Below are 15,759 nucleotides of genomic sequence, written 5' to 3' on the forward strand. Positions count from 1 at the left end.
CGGCCGCCGGGCGTCAGGTGCCGGCGCCGGTGATCGTGACCTTGGCGCCGACGACGGTGTGCTCGAACAGCCAGCGGGCGTCGTCGGTGCGCAGGCCGATCAGGCCCAGCGTGGAGGGGCGGCGGCCGGGGATGTCCACCGTGGAGTCGGTGCCGTAGACGAAGTGCTCGTCGCCGCGCCGGCCGAGGAAGGCCAGCACCCAGTCGTGCTGCTCCACCACGCCGGTCGGAGAGGAGCTGAACCGCTCGTGGCGCAGGCGCCCGGTGACGCGGGCGACCGCGTCGTCGTGGAAGGGCTGGTTCATGCCGGGCGCGGAGATGGGGAACGTCCATCCTCCCGCGTGCAGTTCCAGCGCGGTCAGATCGATCCTGATCTCGTGGACGGTGGTGCCGTCGGGGGACGGGGGCGGTGCCGGAGCGGCGGTGGAGGCCGTGGCCGCGGGCGGGGGCGCCGACCGGTCGGCGGGGTCCAGCAGGACCGCCCCGGCGAGGACGGCCGTGCCCGCGGCGACGAGCCCGGCCGACGCCAGCACGGCCCGGCGGGTGCGGCGGCGCTGGGCGGCCCGCCGCCGCACGGCGGCGCCCGGCGCGGGGGCGGACCGCCGGCCCCGGGCGGCCACCTCGCGCAACGCCTCCGTGAGCCGGTCGGAGAGTTCCCCGGGCCCGGCCGGTCCCGACGGGTCATGAGGCATGGGTGGCCTCCTTCGTCCCGGTCATGGTCTCAGCCTCCTCGGGCGACAGATGGCGGGCGAGTGCGGCGCGGCCCCGCGCCAGCCGCGCCTTGACCGTGCCGACGGGCGAGCCGGTCTCCGCGGCGATCTGCTGCACGCTCAGGTCGCACACGTGGTACAGGACCACGGCCAGCCGTTGCGCCGGCGGCAGTTCGCGCAGGGCGGCGACCAGGGCGACGTGTTCGGGCCCGGGGCCGGGGGTCCGGTCCGGCGGGGTGTCCTTGCGTACGAGTTCCAGCCAGCGCCGGGCCCGCCGGAAGCGGCTGACCGCGAGCCGGGTGGCGACCGTGCGGATCCACGCCTCCGGTGCCTCGGCCGCGTCGAACGACGCACGCCGGTCCCAGGCCCGCACGAACGCCTCCTGCACCATGTCCTGTGCCTCGGCGTGATCGCCGGTGAAGGCGTACAACTGCCCCACCAGGCGGGGGAATGCGGACGCGTAGAAGGCGTCGAACTCCTCCTCCGTCATCCGGCCCCCCGTGTCCCCGTCCCCGAAAGGCGATCCTACGGGGCGTTCCGGGCCATCCGCCCCGGCGCCCGGGACCGCGGAACTTCCCGGGAACCGGATGCAACCGGGGCTCCGTGCGGTGCGTACAGACGATGTCCGTACACACCTCAGGGGGAAAATCCGTGTCCACGTACGACTCGCCCGGCCGCCGTCCGCGCCGCCGGTACTCCGTCGCCGCCGCCCTCACCGCCGCCTGCACGCTCCTCCTCGCGGCGACCGGCTGCGCGAGCACCACCTCGTCGGCCGCCACCGAGCCCACCACCCCGGCCGGCGAAAACGCCCACCGGCCCGCCCCCGCGCACAGCCGGACCGCTCCCGCCGTACCCGAGCCGGCCGCCCTCGCCGGCGCCCGGGTCAATGTCGGCGAGGGCGCCACGGTGGGCGTCGGCATGCCGATATCCGTCACCTTCGCGCACGCGGTCCCCGAGTCGCAGCGGGCGGCGGTCGAGCACTGGCTCACCGTCGGCACCGAGCCGTCCGCCAAGGGCGCCTGGAGCTGGGTCAAGGACCGCAACCTGCTCGACGGGCAGCGCGTCGACTACCGCCCGCCGGCCTACTGGAAGCCCGGCACCCGGGTCACGCTGCGTGTCGGCACCCAGGCCGTACGGCACTTCACCGTCGGCCGCTCCCTGGTCGCGACCGTCGACGTGGGCCGCCACACGATGACCGTCGAGGAGGACGGCAAGCCCACCACCCGCATCCCGGTCACCGCGGGCCGGCCCGGCCTGGACACCTGGAACGGGACCATGGTGGTGATGGACAAGCAGCCCAAGGTCTACATGGACTCGCGGACCGTCGGCCTCGGCGACGCCTACCACGGCTACTACGCCTGGGCCGTGCACATCACCACGTCCGGCACGTACGTCCACCAGAACCCCAACGCGAACACCTACGCCGGCCGGTCCAACGTCACCCACGGCTGTGTCGGTCTCGCCACCGACGGCACGGCCGAACGCTTCTACCAGCGGGTCATGCCAGGCGACGTCATCCGCGTCACCGGTTCCAAGGAGACCGTCGAGGCCGGCAACGGCTACGGCGACTGGAACGTCGGCTGGTCCGAGTGGCTGTCCCACAGCGCGACCCACAAGGGCGGCACCGGCGCGTCGCAGTCGTAGCCCCCGGCGGTCGCGGTCCCCGGCGGCGGCGGTCGGTAGCCCCCGGCGGCGGCGGTCGTGGTCCCCGGCGGCCTGCGCGTCGCATGCCGCCGGGCATGACCGCCGGTGGCCGTCAACTCTCCCCTGTGCCTTGTCGGTTGGCATCCGCGCCGCTAGGTTAAGCGCGCTGTTAAGTGCACTTAATCTGCTACTTAAGCGAGGTCGCCGTGCCGCACCGCGCCAGAGCGCTCCCTCGTCCGGTCAGTGCCGCCGGAGCCGTCCTGCTGGCCGTGGCGGCATTCGCCGGCCTGGCGAACCCGGGGCCGGCCCGGGCGGCCTCGCCCGCGGAACGCACCCGGACCGTCGAGTACTTCCCCGGCCCCGGGGCCGAACCCCGGCAGGTGACCGTCCCGGTGGCCGCCCCGGCGGCCGGGTCCGCCGCCCGTGGTCCGCTGGCCCCGGCGGGCACCGGCCCGCAGGTGCGGCCGCTCCAGCACACCGGGCCGGTGTCCGGGCGGCTCGACCTCGTGGTGACGGGCGACGGCTACACCGCGGACGAACAGGACGAGTTCGCCGCGGACGCCGAGGAGAAACTGGACGCGGTCTTCGGTGTCGAGCCGTACCGCAGCTACCGCGGGCTCTTCAACATCTGGCTGGTGAACGCCGTTTCCCGCGTGTCCGGCGTCTCCGGCGACCCGACGGCCGACGACGTGAAGGACACCGCGCTGGGCTCCTCCTTCTTCTGCGACGGCCTCGAACGCCTGCTGTGCGTCGACACCGACGCGGTCACGCGGTACGCCGCCCTGGCCCCCGACGCCGACATCGTCTTCGTCGTCGCGCACTCCGCCAAGTACGGTGGCGCCGGCTACTCCGCCACCGACCTGCCGCCGGCCGCCCCCTTCCACGGCGTGGCGACGATGTCGTCCGGCAACGAACGCTCCTACCTCATAGGAGCCCACGAACTCGGGCATTCCATAGGCGGGCTGGCCGACGAGTACCAGTACCCCGGCTACGGCGCCTACCCCTACGCCGAGGAGCCCGCCGCGGCCAACCTCACCCTGCACCGCGACCCGGACCGGGCGAAGTGGCACCGCTGGGCCGGCGTCCAGGACCCGACCGGATCGGTCGTCGGCACGTACGAGGGCGGCGGCTACTACGAGACCGGCATCCACCGCCCGACCGGCACGTCCCTCATGCGCAGCCTGGAGTCGACCGAGTTCAACGTCGTCGGACGCGAGGCGATGATCGACGGGTTCTACGCCGACGCGGACGCCCTCACCTCCTCCGTCCCCACCGGCCGGCCGGTCCGCGCGAACCGGCCGATCACGGTGCGCCTCGCCCCGCTGACCGGACTCGCCGACCTCCGCCTCACCTGGTACGTCGACGGCAGGCGGATCCCGTGGGCGGCCGGCGCCCGGTCGGTGACCCCGCACGCGCTGGGCGTCCGCGGCCACGACCACCGGGTCACCGCGACCGTGACCGACCGGACCACGGCCCTGCGGGACCCGGCCGCGCGGGACCGGGCCGCCAACTCGCTCACCTGGGCCGTGCGGTGAACCCGGACGTCAGAGGACCAGCAGCAGCGTGGCCAGGGTGGTGAAGCCGGCGCACACCGCGAGCGCCACCCCCACGCAGCGCCGCCGCAGCACCTCGTAGCGGTGCTCGTACTCGGCGCGCAGCGACACGCACCGGGCCGCGACGCGTTCGAGATCCGCCCGGGCCCGCCGCAGACTGTCGGCGACGTACCGCCGCTCGATCTCCTCGCGCTGCGCCGTCGTCAGCCAGTCCAGTTCGTCGCAGAACTCCCGCGCGCGCCGCTCCGCCTCGGCGACCCTGGCCTGCCACAGCAGGTAGCCCTCGACCTCGTTGCCGAGGCTGCCCCCCAGGTCGGCTTCCTGCCGCCCCGGACCGCTCACCCGCGCCCTCGGTCGGTCGTGGCCGGGAATCCGTGGGCCTCGAACTCCTGCATCGCGATGTCCGGGTGGTGCAGGTCGAAGGCGGGGGACTCGCTGCGGATCCGCGGCAGGGTGACGAAGTTGTGCCGCGGCGGCGGGCAGGAGGTCGCCCACTCCAGCGAGCGGCCGAAGCCCCACGGGTCGTCCACACCGACCGGCTTGCCGTACTTGGCCGTCTTCCACACGTTGTAGAGGAACGGCAGCATCGACAGACCGAGCAGGAACGAGCTGATGGTCGAGACCGTGTTCAGGGCGGTGAAGCCGTCGGTGGCGAGGTAGTCGGCGTACCGGCGCGGCATGCCCTCGGCGCCCAGCCAGTGCTGGACCAGGAAGGTGCCGTGGAAGCCGACGAACAGCGTCCAGAAGGTGATCTTGCCGAGGCGCTCGTCCAGCATCTTGCCGGTGAACTTGGGCCACCAGAAGTGGAACCCGGCGAACATCGCGAAGACGACCGTTCCGAAGACCACGTAGTGGAAGTGCGCCACCACGAAGTACGAGTCGGAGACGTGGAAGTCCAACGGGGGCGAGGCCAGGATGACACCGGTCAGACCGCCGAAGAGGAACGTCACGAGGAAGCCGGCCGCCCACAGCATCGGCGTCTCGAAGGACAGCGAGCCCTTCCACATCGTGCCGATCCAGTTGAAGAACTTCACGCCGGTCGGCACGGCGATCAGGAAGGTCATGAAGGAGAAGAACGGCAGCAGCACACCGCCGGTGACGTACATGTGGTGGGCCCACACGGTCACGGACAGGCCGGCGATCGCGACGGTCGCGGCGACCAGGCCCATGTAGCCGAAGATCGGCTTGCGGGAGAACACCGGGATGATCTCGGTGACGATGCCGAAGAACGGCAGCGCGATGATGTACACCTCGGGATGGCCGAAGAACCAGAAGAGGTGCTGCCACAGCAGCGGCCCGCCGTTGGCCGGGTCGTACACGTGGGCGCCGAACTGGCGGTCCGCCTCCAGCGCGAACAGCGCCGCGGCGAGACACGGGAAGGCCAGCAGGACCAGCACACCGGTCAGCAGCACGTTCCAGGTGAAGATCGGCATGCGGAACATGGTCATGCCCGGGGCACGCATGCAGATGATCGTGGTGATGAAGTTGACCGCGCCGAGGATGGTGCCGAAGCCGGAGAAGGCCAGACCCATGATCCACATGTCGGCACCGGGGCCGGGGGTGCGGATCGCGTCCGACAGCGGGGTGTACGCGAACCAGCCGAAGTCGGCCGCGCCGTCCGGGGTGAGGAAACCGCCGACCGCGATGGAGGAGCCGAACAGGTAGAGCCAGTAGGCGAACATGTTCAGCCGCGGGAACGCCACGTCGGGCGCGCCGATCTGGAGCGGCATGATCCAGTTCGTGAAGCCGGCGAACAGCGGTGTCGCGAACATCAGCAGCATGACCGTGCCGTGCATCGTGAACATCTGGTTGTACTGCTCGTTCGAGATCAACTGGATGCCCGGGCGGGCCAGCTCGGCGCGCATGACCAGCGCCATCACGCCGCCGATCAGGAAGAACGCGAACGACGTGAGCAGGTACAGCGTGCCGATCGTCTTGTGGTCGGTGGTGGTCAGCCACTTCACCACGACATTGCCGGGCTGCTTGCGCCGGACCGGCAGCTCGTTCTCGTACGAGTCCTCGGCTGCCTCGGCACCGCCCTGGGGTTCGTTGAGGATGCTCACCAGTCGTCCGTCTCCCGATACTCGACGTCGGCTCACGCCATGACGTGAGTCACCGCCATCCTCGCCGCGCGAGGGCGGCCCCGGGTCCCTGAGCGGCCGACGCGCGGCCGAACGGATGACGGATGCACCCGGACGGAGCAGCGGAGCGGGCGCCGCGGCCGCGGTCACACCGTCGGCGGGGCCCGGCCGACGGGAGGGTCCGTCAGCCCTGCCCCGCCCCGCGGAGCGCGGGCGCCGTGACCGGGGTCCGTTCAGCTCGGGCGGCTGTTTCGGAAGGACGCGTCGGCCGCGCCCGGTACGCCGGTACCGGTGCCCTCGGCCGTGCCCGGTACGCCGGTGCCCCCGGGACCGGTGCCCTCGGTCGTGCCCGGTACGCCGGTGCCCCCGGGGCCGGTGCCCTCGGCCGGGTGCTCCGTCGCGAGCCGTTCGCCCTCGATGTCGAGGTTCGGCAGCAGCCGGTCCAGCCACTTGGGCAGCCACCAGCCCGCCCGGCCGACGAGTGCCAGGGCCGCCGGGACGAGCGTCATGCGGACCAGGAACGCGTCGACGAGGACTCCGACGGCGAGGGCGAAGGCGATCGGCTTGAGCATGGTGCTGCCGCCGGGGACGAAGCCCGCGAACACCGCGAACATGATCAGCGCGGCGGCGGTGACCACGCGGGAGGCGTGCCGGGACCCGGCCAGGACGGCGTCGCGCGGTGCGGCGCCGTGGACGTACGCCTCGCGCATGCGGCTGACCATGAACACCTCGTAGTCCATGGCGAGTCCGAACAGGACGGCCATCACCAGGATGGGCAGGACGCTCACCACCGGCCCGGTCTCGCCGACCCCGAGCGGGCCGGACAGCCACCCCCACTGGAAGACGGCCACGACCGCGCCGAGGGTGGCGGCCACCGAGAGCAGGAAGCCCAGGGCCGCCTTCACCGGCACGACCACCGAGCGGAAGACCAGCAGCAACAGCAGCAGGGAGAGGCCGACGACGACGAGGGCGAAGGGGACCAGCGAACTCGCGAGCCGGTCGGAGACGTCGATGTTCACCGCCGTCGTACCGGTCACCGACACCTCGGCACCGGTCCGCTCCCGTCGGTCGCCCGCCTCGTCGCGGAGGTGCTCGACGAGGTCCTTGGTCCTCGCGTCCGAAGGGCCGGTCTCCGGCACCACCTGGATGACGGCCGTGTCCCCGTGGCCGACGACCTGGGGCTCGCCGACCGCGGCGACGCCGTCGGTGGCCTTCAGCTCCCGGACGAGGGCGGCCGTGGCCTGCCGCGGGTCGCCGGCGTGAGAGATGTCGGCGCGGACGAGCAGCGGGCCGTTGAAGCCGGGGCCGAACTCGTGGGAGACCACGTCGTACGCCTGCCGTTGGCTGCTGCCCGCCGGGGCCGAGGCGTTGTCGGGCAGGGCGAGCCGGAGGTCGCGGGCGGGCAGGGCGACGGTCAGCAGCCCGACGAGGACCGCGGCCAGGGTGAGCAGCGGGCGGCGGATCGCGGCCCTGCCCCAGCGTTCGCCCAGCGGCCGGCGCCCGTCGTCCCCGGCGCGGCGGGCGGCCTGTTCGCGCCGGGCGGCACGCGAGCCCGGCTTCGGCCGCAGCCGCTCACCCGCGAAGCCCAGCACGGCCGGCAGCAGTGTGGTGGAGACGCCGACGGCGACGAGGACGGCGGCGGCGCCGGCCCCGCCCATGACGGTCAGGAACGGGATGCGTACGACGGCCAGTCCGCACAGCGCGATGATCACCGTCAGGCCGGCGAAGACGACCGCGCTGCCCGCCGTGGCGGTGGCCCGGGCCGCCGATTCCTCGGTGTCCATGCCTGCTGCCAGCTGGGAGCGGTGCCGGGAGACGATGAACAGGGCGTAGTCGATGCCGACCGCGAGGCCCAGCATGGACGCCAGCGAGGGCGCGGTGCTGGAGACGGCCAGGACGCCGGTCAGCGCCGACAGGCCGAGCAGGGTGACGGCCAGGCCGGTGAGCGCCGTCAGCAGGGGCATGCCGGCCGCGAACAGCGAGCCGAAGGTGAGGGTGAGCACGACGAGCGCGACGGCCGCGCCCATCGCCTCCTTCGTGTGGCCGGTGCTCTTGCCGCTGCCGTACGCGGATCCGCCGACCTCGACGGTGAGCCCGGCGTCCTCGGCGTCCCCGGTCGTCCTCTCCAGCGCGGTGAGGCTGCCGTCGTGCAGGCCGGCGCGGGAGACCCGGTAGCGGACCTGGCCGAGGGCGGTGGTGCGGTCCGCCGATATGACCTTGTCGCGCACCGGGTCGGTGACGGACACGACCTGCGGGGCCTTCGCCGCCCGCGCCATGGTGGCGCTGACGGCCTGGGCGTACCGCGGCTCGGTGATCAGGTGGCCCTCGGGGGCGACGAAGACGACCTGGGCGCTGGTGCCGGCCGCCGAGGGCAGTTCGGTCCTGAGGGTGTCCATCGCGGTCTGGGCCGGTGAGCCCGGGACCGTGAACTCGTCGTCGGTGCTGCCGCCGACCGTGATCACGCAGGTGACCGCCGCGGTCAGCACCAGCAGCCAGGCGGCGAGCACCGCCCGGCGGTGCCGGAAGGCGCCCCGGCCGAGCCGGTGGAGGAGGGAAGCCATGGGAAACCGTGCTCCTTGAGGGGGACTTGCGGGGCTGAGCGGCACGTTCGGGGAGGAACCTCGTTCGGGGCGGATCCCTTGTGCGGGGAGCCTCGTCCGGGCAGATCCCTAGTACGGGGGGCCCTCCCGCGTGGGCTCTCGTACGGGGGGAGCCCTCGTGCGGGGGGCCTCGTACGGGGGGAGCCCTCGTGTGGGGGCCTCGTACGGGGGTGGCTCCGGGGTCAGGCGGTGACGGTGGCTGGGCCGCCGCTCAGGGTGAGCCGCAGTCCGGTGCCGGTGACCGTGAGGCGGCGCGGCTCCAGCCGCAGCGGGAGGCCGGTCAGGGAGACCGTGCGCGCTGCCCGTGCGGTGACCTTCTCGGCCAGGGCGTCGGGGAGGGGGGTGCCGGCGAACGCGGGCCGCCCGGGGGTGACCCGGATCGTCCGCCCGTGCAGGGAGGGCGTGACGGGGACGGTCAGGGCGCCCGAGCGGCCGAGGTGGACGACGAACCGTCCGTGCGCCGGGTCGGGGACCACCACGCCGTCCGGGCGGTCCGCCACCACGCCGTCCGGGCGGTCCGCCACCACGCCGTCCGGGCGGTCCGCCACCACGCCGTCCGGGCGGTCCGCCACCTCGCCGTCCGGGCGGTCCGCGCCGATGCCGGCCAGGGAGGCGGCGTCGGCGTCGACGGTCACGGTGGACGAACCGACCGTGCCGCCGTGCCCGTTGCGGCGTACCTGACGCAGGCGGGCGTCGACCGTGAGACCGGTCATCCGCCGGGCGGCCACCCCGTCGGCCGTCAGCTCGACGTCGGGGAGGGTGCCCCGGGCCAGCTGCCACAGCGCGGGTGTGGTGCCGAGGCCGACGTCCGGGGTGGTGCCGAGCCGCTTCGCGGCCATGGCCGCGATCCGGTCGGCGATCCGGTCCCGGACCACCGCTTCCGCCGTGCCGACGAGGGTGGCCAGGGCCAGGGCGGCGGCCAGGACGGCGGTCGTACGCCGACGCGCGCGCAGCCAGGAGACCGGCGGACGGAAAAGTGTCATGACTGACACGATACCCGAAGTGTCAGTGCTGACACTTTCTTGGGGTAGGGCCGGAGGCTGGGTCGGGGTCGGGGTGGGGGTCGAGGGCTGGGGGCTGGGGCTGAGGGACTGGGGGTTGGCGACTCGGGCCAGGGGCTGGGGGCTGGGTCTGGCCTGGGGTTTGGGCTGGGGGCGCCGCTGAGGACTCGGATCAGGGGCTGAGGTTGGGGGTTGGGGATTGAGGGTCGGGTGGGGGCCGGGGCCGAGAGACGGTGTCTGGGGTCTGGGGTCTGGGATCCGGGTCGGGATGCGGGGGTTATGGGTCCGGGTGCTGGGGTCCCGGGTCCGGGGTCTGGGGCCGGCTGCCGGGTAGTGCCGGGTGGTGCAGGTGGCAGGTGGCAGGCGGCAGGGGCAGGGGGCAAGCGGCAGGTGGCCGGGCGGTCGGGGGTGGGCGGCGTGTCAGGATGAACGCGTGGACGAGCGGGACGTGCAGGAGATGGGCCGGCGGGACCGGAAGAAGGCCGCCACGCGCCGGAGCCTGCTCCGCACGGCCACCCGGATGTTCGCCGAGCGCGGCTACCAGGAGACGACGGTCAAGGACATCGCCGCCGCGGCCGGGGTGACCGAACGCACCTTCTTCCGGTACTTCCCCTCCAAGGAGGACCTGGTCTTCGCCGAGGTCCTGGACTTCGTACCGCTGCTCGTGGAGGAGGTCGCCGGGCGTCCGGCGTCCGAACCCCCTTACACCGCCGTGCTCAACGGCCTGATCGCCGCCGCCGGGCGCCTCGACGGCGGTCTGGGCATCCTCTTCATCGGCGTCCCGCCGCGCGCCCTGCCCACCGGCCCGCGGCGCACCGGCGTACTCACCGACTTCGAGGACGGCCTCACCGGGGCCCTCGGCGACCGTCTCGCGCGCCGGTCGCCGGACGAGCCGGCCGGCGCGCGCGCCCTGCGCGCCGCCGTCCTCGCCCGCGCCTCGGTCGCCGCCGTGCGCAGCGCCCTGATCGCCTTCGCCACCCGCGACGAGGTGCCGGCCGGGCCGCCCGCGGTCGAGGAGTTCGGGCGGCTGCTGCACGAGGCGTTCGCCGCCCTGCGCAGCGGCGGGGAGTGACGGACGCCGGGTACCGGCCAGGTTCGTCGGCGATCCCGGAGGCCCGGCACCCGGCCCGCCCGGCCGCGTTCGTCAGTGCCCCCGCAGGCCCCGGTGCCCCCGCAGGCCCCGGTGCCCCCGGATACCCCGGCGCCTGGCCCGCCCGGCCGTGTTCGGCAGTGGCCCCGTGTCCCGGTGATCCCGGAGGCTCCGCTGCCTGGCTCGCGAGGCCGTGTTCGGCAGTGGCCCCGCCCGCCCCGGCACCCGGCCCGCCCGGCCGTGTTCGTCGGTGGCCCTGGTGATCGCGGAGGCCCCGGTGTCCGGGCCGTCCGGGTGTCCGGGGCGTCCGGGTGTCCGGGGCGGTCTCGGGTCGGACGTACCGGCCGTCGGGAAGGAGTTGCCGCCGGGCTGTAACGCGCACGCACCCCCACCGCGTGTAAGGGATGACGCCGGCCACGAGAGGACACACGGTGAGGGAAGCACCCGCGGACTACCTGGAGTTCGCAGTCGCCCGCAGCGGGCCGCTGTTCCGGACGGCCTGCCTGCTCACGGGTGACTGGCACCTCGCCGAGGACCTGGTGCAGGAGACCCTCGCCAAGATGTACCGGTCCTGGCGGCGCATCAACCGCGCGGAATCCCCGGTCGCCTACGCCGACACCGTGCTGGTGCGCACCTACGTCTCCCAGCGCCGGCGGCGCAGCTCCACCGAGCGCCCCAGCGACCGGCTGCCCGACAGGGCCGGACCGGCGGCGGACCCGGAGCTGCGGATGGCCCTGCTGGACGGCCTGGCACAGCTGACGGGCAAGGACAGGGCCGTGCTGGTGCTGCGCTACTGGGAGGACCGCTCGGTCGAGGAGACCGCCCATGTTCTGAAGCTGTCGCCGGGTGCCGTACGGACCCGGAGCCTGCGCGCCCTCCAGCGGCTGCGCACCCTGCTCGGCGCCGAGTTGGCCGACCTGACCGCATGACGAGCGCGGCCGCGCGGTGCTCCGCGCCGCGGCCGACCCCTGACGAACGGAGATCCCGCATGTCCCCCGACAAGGAGTTCGACGAGAAGGTCGACGACAAGGTCGACGAGAAGGTCGACGAGGAGTTCGAGGTCCGGGTGGCCCACGCCATGCGCCGCACCACCGGTGACTTCCCGCCCCACTCCGCCGACCTGGTACGGCGCTCCGTCGGTCGGGGCCGCCGGATGCGGCTGTACGCCGCCGTCCGGATCGCCGCCGCGGCCGTCGCGGTGGTCGGCGCGGGCGGCGGACTGCTGGCCACGGGCGCGTTCGGCGGCCACGGCGACGGCACCCCCGAACAGTTGCGGACCGCCGCCCGGGGCACGCCCACCGGGAAGCCGGCCTCCCGGGCGGCCGCGCCGGTCAGCGGCGAGGAGATGGTCCGCACGCTCAAGAGCCTGCTGCCGCCGGGCGGCACCGTCTCCGCGGCCTCCGGCAGGGGCACCCAGGAGGGCGACGACGGCGTCCGGCCGGGTGCCGAACTCACCTACACCACCGCCGAGGGGGTCTCCGGCATCGACCTCACCGTCTCCCGGCTCGACCCGGGCCTGCCCTACGACCAGCAGGGCGACGGCGGTTGCCTGCCGGTCGAGGTGCGCCCCTACGACACGTGCACCACGCAGAAGCTCCCCGGCGGAGCGGTGCTCAACACCACCAAGTCGTTCACCTACCCCAACTCCGACACCGGGCAGAAACGCTGGTACGTGGTGCTCACCACCGCCGACGGCGCCCAGCTGTCGGTGCAGGAGTTCGGCGGTGGCGGCGAGAAGGCGTCGTCCGGCGGCACCGACCCGCTGCTGTCCCTCCCCCAGCTGACCTCGATCGTGCGCAGCTCAGCCTGGCAGAAGGTGATCGCCGCGCTCCCGGCCCCGGAGCGGACCCCGGCCTCCACCGCCTCCCCCCGTCGGGAACACGCGTCCGGCGCGCGGCTGACCCGGGTGCTGAAGGACCACCTGCCCCGGGGCGGGACGGTCTCGGACGTCAACGCCTCCGACGGACTGGTCCAGCTGGTCCACGACGACGGCCACGGGAAGAACATGGTCGAGGTCGACGTGCAGTACGACATGACCGACTCCCTGGCCGGACTCATGGACTGCGACGACGTCCCCGGTCACTGCGAGGCCGTGACGCTGGGCGACGGAACCCGGGTGAAGAAGGTCCGGGGCAAGTCGGAGAAGGGCGGCTCGGCCCAGGTGTGGCTGGTCGACACCCTGCGCCCGGACGGCCGGCGGGTGGTGGTCCGGGAGATCAACTCCTTCGCCGAGAGCGCCCCGGTGACGCGCCCCCGGCCCGAGCTGGGCATGGACCGGCTGCTGAGCATCGCGCTCGACAAGCGGTTCTTCACGGGCTGAGCGCGGTCCGGTCGGCCGGGGCCCGCGGCGGGCGCGGACTCCGTTGACTGCGGCTGATCGGCCGTGCGACGGTGAGTGCGCGCTCGTCTCGGGTACCACGGGGAAACTGGAGGCAAACCGCTGTGTCCTTCGGAAACGACGACTCCCGGCCGGCCATGGAACGCAGTCTGACCTCCGATCAGCTGGAGGCGTTCGAGAAGGAGTTCACCGCCCGGCCGGCGAACCGGCTGATGCAGAACGCGGTCACCCAGACGCCCGTGGACGACATCGCCCTCGACCGGCGGATCCTCACGGGCATCGACCACTCGGTCTCCCACCACCTGGACGACTGGAAGGTCACCAACCAGAAGCAGAGCGGGCGTTGCTGGATGTTCGCCGGGCTCAACCTGCTCCGGGTCGGCGCCGCGCGCAAGCTGGGCGTGAAGGACTTCGAGTTCTCCCAGAACTACCTGCTGTGGTGGGACAAGTTCGAGCGGGCGAACCACTTCCTGGAGGCGGTGATCGACACCTCCGGCCGGGACGTGGACGACCGCACGGTCGCGCACCTGCTGGCGGACCCGATCGGTGACGGCGGCCAGTGGAACATGTTCGTGGCGCTGGTCGCCAAGCACGGCCTGGTCCCGAAGTCGGCGATGCCGGAGACCGACAGCTCCTCCTCGACCCGGGCGATGAACCGGTCCCTGAAGACGCTGCTCCGCCAGGGGGCCCGCGACCTGCGCGCCTTGGCCGCCGACGGAGCCGACGCGCAGCGGGAGCGCAAGCGGGAGGTGCTGGCAGCCGTCCACCGGGTGCTCGGCATCCACCTCGGCACGCCCCCGCGGCGGTTCCTGTGGCAGTGGGAGGACAAGGACAAGGAGTTCCACCGCGACGGCTGGCTCACCCCTGCGGAGTTCGCCGCCTCGTACGTGCAGCTCCCGCTGGACGAGTACGTGTGCCTGGTGCACGACCCGCGGGAGTCGAGCCCGTTCGGCCGGACCTTCACCGTCGAGTACCTGGGCAACGTCGTCGACGCCCCGCCGGTGGTCTACCTGAACGTGCCCATGGAGCAGCTGAAGCAGCTGACCATGGACACGATCGTCGGCGGGGAGCCGGTGTGGTTCGGCTGCGACGTGGCCAAGATGATGCGCGCGGACGCCGGCGTATGGGACGCCGGTCTCTTCGACTACGCCGCCGTCTACGACGCCCCCTTCACCATGGACAAGGCCGACCGGCTGCTGCACCACGACACGCAGATGACCCACGCGATGCTGTTCACCGGCGTCGACGTGGTCGACGGCAGCCCGCGCCGCTGGCGGGTGGAGAACAGCTGGGGTGAGGAGAAGGCCGACAAGGGCTTCTGGACCATGAACGACTCGTGGTTCGGCGAGCACGTCTTCGAGATCGCGGTCCGCCGCTCCGCACTGCCCGCGGACCTGGCCACGGCCCTGGAACAACCGCCGATCGTCCTCCCGGCCTGGGACCCGATGGGCGCCCTCGCCGACTGAGGACGTCGACGGGGCCGCGGACTGAGGATGGCGGCAGGGTCGCGGGCCGAGGACGGTGACAGGGGCGCGTACTGGCGGACTGAGGGTGGCGGCAGGTCGCGGGCCGAGGACGGTGACAGGGTCGCGTACTGGCGGACTGGGGACGGCGGCAGGGGCGCGTACTGGCGGACTGGGGACGGCGGCAGGGGCGCGTACTGGCGGACTGGGGACGGCGGCAGGGGCGCGGGCCGAGGACGGTGACAGGGGCGCGTACTGGCGGTCTGAGGATGGCGGCAGGGGCGCGGGCTGAGGACGGCGGCGGGGCCCGTCCGTCACGACGTACCACCCTCGCCGTGGATCCCTGACGCCCACGCCGCCGGCTGCGAAGGACCACCACCGACGGCCCGCCGTCACCTTCCGGGTCCTCGTGCGCCCCCTCCCGTGCCGGGGCCTGCCGTCACCTTTCGGGGCCCCGTGCGCCCTTGCCCGTGCCGGGGGCTGCCGTCACTTCCCGGATCTTCGTGCGCCTCTCCCGTGCCGGGGCCCGCCGTCGTCTGCCGGGTCACCGTGCGTCCTCTCCCGTTTCCCGGCCTGCCGTCATCTTCCGTGGCCCCGTGCGCCCCCTCTCCTGGCCCCTCTCCCGGCCCCTCTCCCGGACCCTCTTCCGGACGCGCCGTCGGGCGACGAGACGGCCCTGCCCCGCCGTTCCTCCGATGCGCACCCGGCGGGCCCCGGTCCCGCGTGACGGGGCGGGCGGGGGATGGCGCTCGGGGGTTTCTGGAGGGGGGCTTGAGGTGCGGGCGGAAGGGTGGGGGGCGTCAGGTGTGGGCCGCTAGGAGAGGGGAGGCGACGGTGTGAGGAACGTGTTGGCCGTTTTCGGCCGGGCGCTGGTGAAGGTGTTGACCCTGCCGGGGTTGCAGGCGTTGGGGTTCTGGTTCGGGTCGGTCATGCCCTGGCCGATGTCGTACGGGGCCTGGGACGAGCCGGTGCGGTGGGTGCCCGGGGCGCCGGACGGCACCGGCCGGCTGGTGGAGCCGCCGCCCCTGCATCCGGAGCGGGTGCGAGACGACCTGCCCTTGACGGAACTGGAGCTGCGGCTGTCCCGGGAACTCAGCGCGGTCAGCCCCGAGTGGCCCGCGCGCTAGGGCCGCTCGTCTGGGTCAGGCCGGGCTCGCGGGTCCTGGCACCTTCCTGATCCGGCCTGTTCCAGACGAAAGACCCGGGACCCTGTCGTCCGGTCCCCGCCCGCCCGGCGACGTCAGGGTCCGGGCGAGCCGCTCCACGACCGTCGGTGATCC

13 protein-coding genes are annotated in these 15,759 nt (G+C 73.5%); 7 read left to right on the plus strand and 6 right to left on the minus strand.

All coding sequences use genetic code 11. From position 1 onward, the window contains the following. Positions 1–13 precede the first annotated feature (13 nt). Positions 14–691 carry a L,D-transpeptidase gene (locus JK361_RS19780; RefSeq protein ID WP_201819987.1) on the minus strand — a complete coding sequence of 226 codons (678 nt, stop codon included), beginning with the start codon at positions 689–691 and terminating at the stop codon, positions 14–16. Beyond that, positions 681–1,199 carry a SigE family RNA polymerase sigma factor gene (locus JK361_RS19785; RefSeq protein WP_201819990.1) on the minus strand — a complete coding sequence of 173 codons (519 nt, stop codon included), beginning with the start codon at positions 1,197–1,199 and terminating at the stop codon, positions 681–683. Before JK361_RS19785 ends, JK361_RS19780 begins: the two co-directional genes overlap by 11 nt. Positions 1,200–1,360: 161 nt before the next feature. Between JK361_RS19785 and JK361_RS19790 the strand changes: the two genes are divergently transcribed. Both JK361_RS19790 and JK361_RS19795 read left to right on the plus strand, forming a co-directional pair. Next, positions 1,361–2,353, plus strand: coding sequence for a L,D-transpeptidase (locus JK361_RS19790; protein WP_307787279.1), 993 nt, complete (start codon positions 1,361–1,363; stop codon positions 2,351–2,353). Positions 2,354–2,622: 269 nt separating this feature from the next. Continuing rightward, on the plus strand, positions 2,623–3,888 hold the full coding sequence (locus JK361_RS19795) for a M64 family metallopeptidase (protein WP_307787280.1): 1,266 nt from the start codon (positions 2,623–2,625) through the stop codon (positions 3,886–3,888). Between the two features lie 9 nt (positions 3,889–3,897). Here the strand turns inward: JK361_RS19795 and JK361_RS19800 are convergent, their stop codons facing one another. The 4 genes from JK361_RS19800 to JK361_RS19815 form a co-directional block, all read right to left on the minus strand. Beyond that, positions 3,898–4,248 carry a cytochrome C oxidase subunit I gene (locus JK361_RS19800; RefSeq protein WP_307787281.1) on the minus strand — a complete coding sequence of 117 codons (351 nt, stop codon included), beginning with the start codon at positions 4,246–4,248 and terminating at the stop codon, positions 3,898–3,900. Further along, complete coding sequence (gene ctaD, locus JK361_RS19805; RefSeq protein WP_201819996.1) at positions 4,245–5,969, minus strand: aa3-type cytochrome oxidase subunit I; 1,725 nt, start codon at positions 5,967–5,969, stop codon at positions 4,245–4,247. The genes JK361_RS19800 and ctaD overlap by 4 nt, the downstream gene beginning before the upstream one ends. A 251-nt stretch (positions 5,970–6,220) precedes the next feature. After that, positions 6,221–8,548 (minus strand): MMPL family transporter, encoded by a 2,328-nt coding sequence (locus JK361_RS19810; RefSeq protein ID WP_201819999.1) that lies wholly within the window; start codon positions 8,546–8,548, stop codon positions 6,221–6,223. 221 nt (positions 8,549–8,769) lie between these two features. Next, positions 8,770–9,570 carry an LmeA family phospholipid-binding protein gene (locus JK361_RS19815; protein ID WP_201820000.1) on the minus strand — a complete coding sequence of 267 codons (801 nt, stop codon included), beginning with the start codon at positions 9,568–9,570 and terminating at the stop codon, positions 8,770–8,772. A gap of 451 nt (positions 9,571–10,021) precedes the next feature. Between JK361_RS19815 and JK361_RS19820 the strand changes: the two genes are divergently transcribed. The 5 genes from JK361_RS19820 (at position 10,022) to JK361_RS41315 (ending at position 15,606) form a co-directional block, all read left to right on the plus strand. Then, positions 10,022–10,660 (plus strand): TetR family transcriptional regulator, encoded by a 639-nt coding sequence (locus tag JK361_RS19820; RefSeq protein ID WP_201820003.1) that lies wholly within the window; start codon positions 10,022–10,024, stop codon positions 10,658–10,660. A 449-nt stretch (positions 10,661–11,109) separates the two neighbouring features. Further along, entirely contained in the window at positions 11,110–11,607 is a 498-nt protein-coding gene (locus JK361_RS19825; protein WP_201820017.1) for a SigE family RNA polymerase sigma factor, read from the plus strand. Between the two features lie 59 nt (positions 11,608–11,666). Continuing rightward, complete coding sequence (locus JK361_RS19830; protein ID WP_201820021.1) at positions 11,667–12,998, plus strand: hypothetical protein; 1,332 nt, start codon at positions 11,667–11,669, stop codon at positions 12,996–12,998. 122 nt (positions 12,999–13,120) lie between these two features. Continuing rightward, entirely contained in the window at positions 13,121–14,482 is a 1,362-nt protein-coding gene (locus JK361_RS19835) for a C1 family peptidase (RefSeq protein WP_201820024.1), read from the plus strand. Positions 14,483–15,315: 833 nt separating this feature from the next. Then, positions 15,316–15,606, plus strand: a complete 291-nt coding sequence (locus JK361_RS41315; protein ID WP_201820027.1) for a DUF6059 family protein — start codon at positions 15,316–15,318, stop codon at positions 15,604–15,606. The last annotated feature ends 153 nt before the right edge of the window (positions 15,607–15,759 follow it).

The sequence above is a fragment of the Streptomyces musisoli genome, assembly GCF_016741855.1.
Classification (GTDB): Bacteria; Actinomycetota; Actinomycetes; order Streptomycetales; family Streptomycetaceae; genus Streptomyces; species Streptomyces musisoli.

Coding starts and splice junctions, on each gene's coding strand:
- JK361_RS19810 (WP_201819999.1), bottom strand. CDS start 8,548: ATGGCTTCCCTCCTCCACCGGCTCGGCCGGGGCGCCTTCCGGCACCGC.
- JK361_RS19830 (WP_201820021.1), top strand. CDS start 11,667: ATGTCCCCCGACAAGGAGTTCGACGAGAAGGTCGACGACAAGGTCGAC.
- JK361_RS19785 (WP_201819990.1), bottom strand. CDS start 1,199: ATGACGGAGGAGGAGTTCGACGCCTTCTACGCGTCCGCATTCCCCCGC.
- JK361_RS19780 (WP_201819987.1), bottom strand. CDS start 691: ATGCCTCATGACCCGTCGGGACCGGCCGGGCCCGGGGAACTCTCCGAC.
- JK361_RS19815 (WP_201820000.1), bottom strand. CDS start 9,570: ATGACACTTTTCCGTCCGCCGGTCTCCTGGCTGCGCGCGCGTCGGCGT.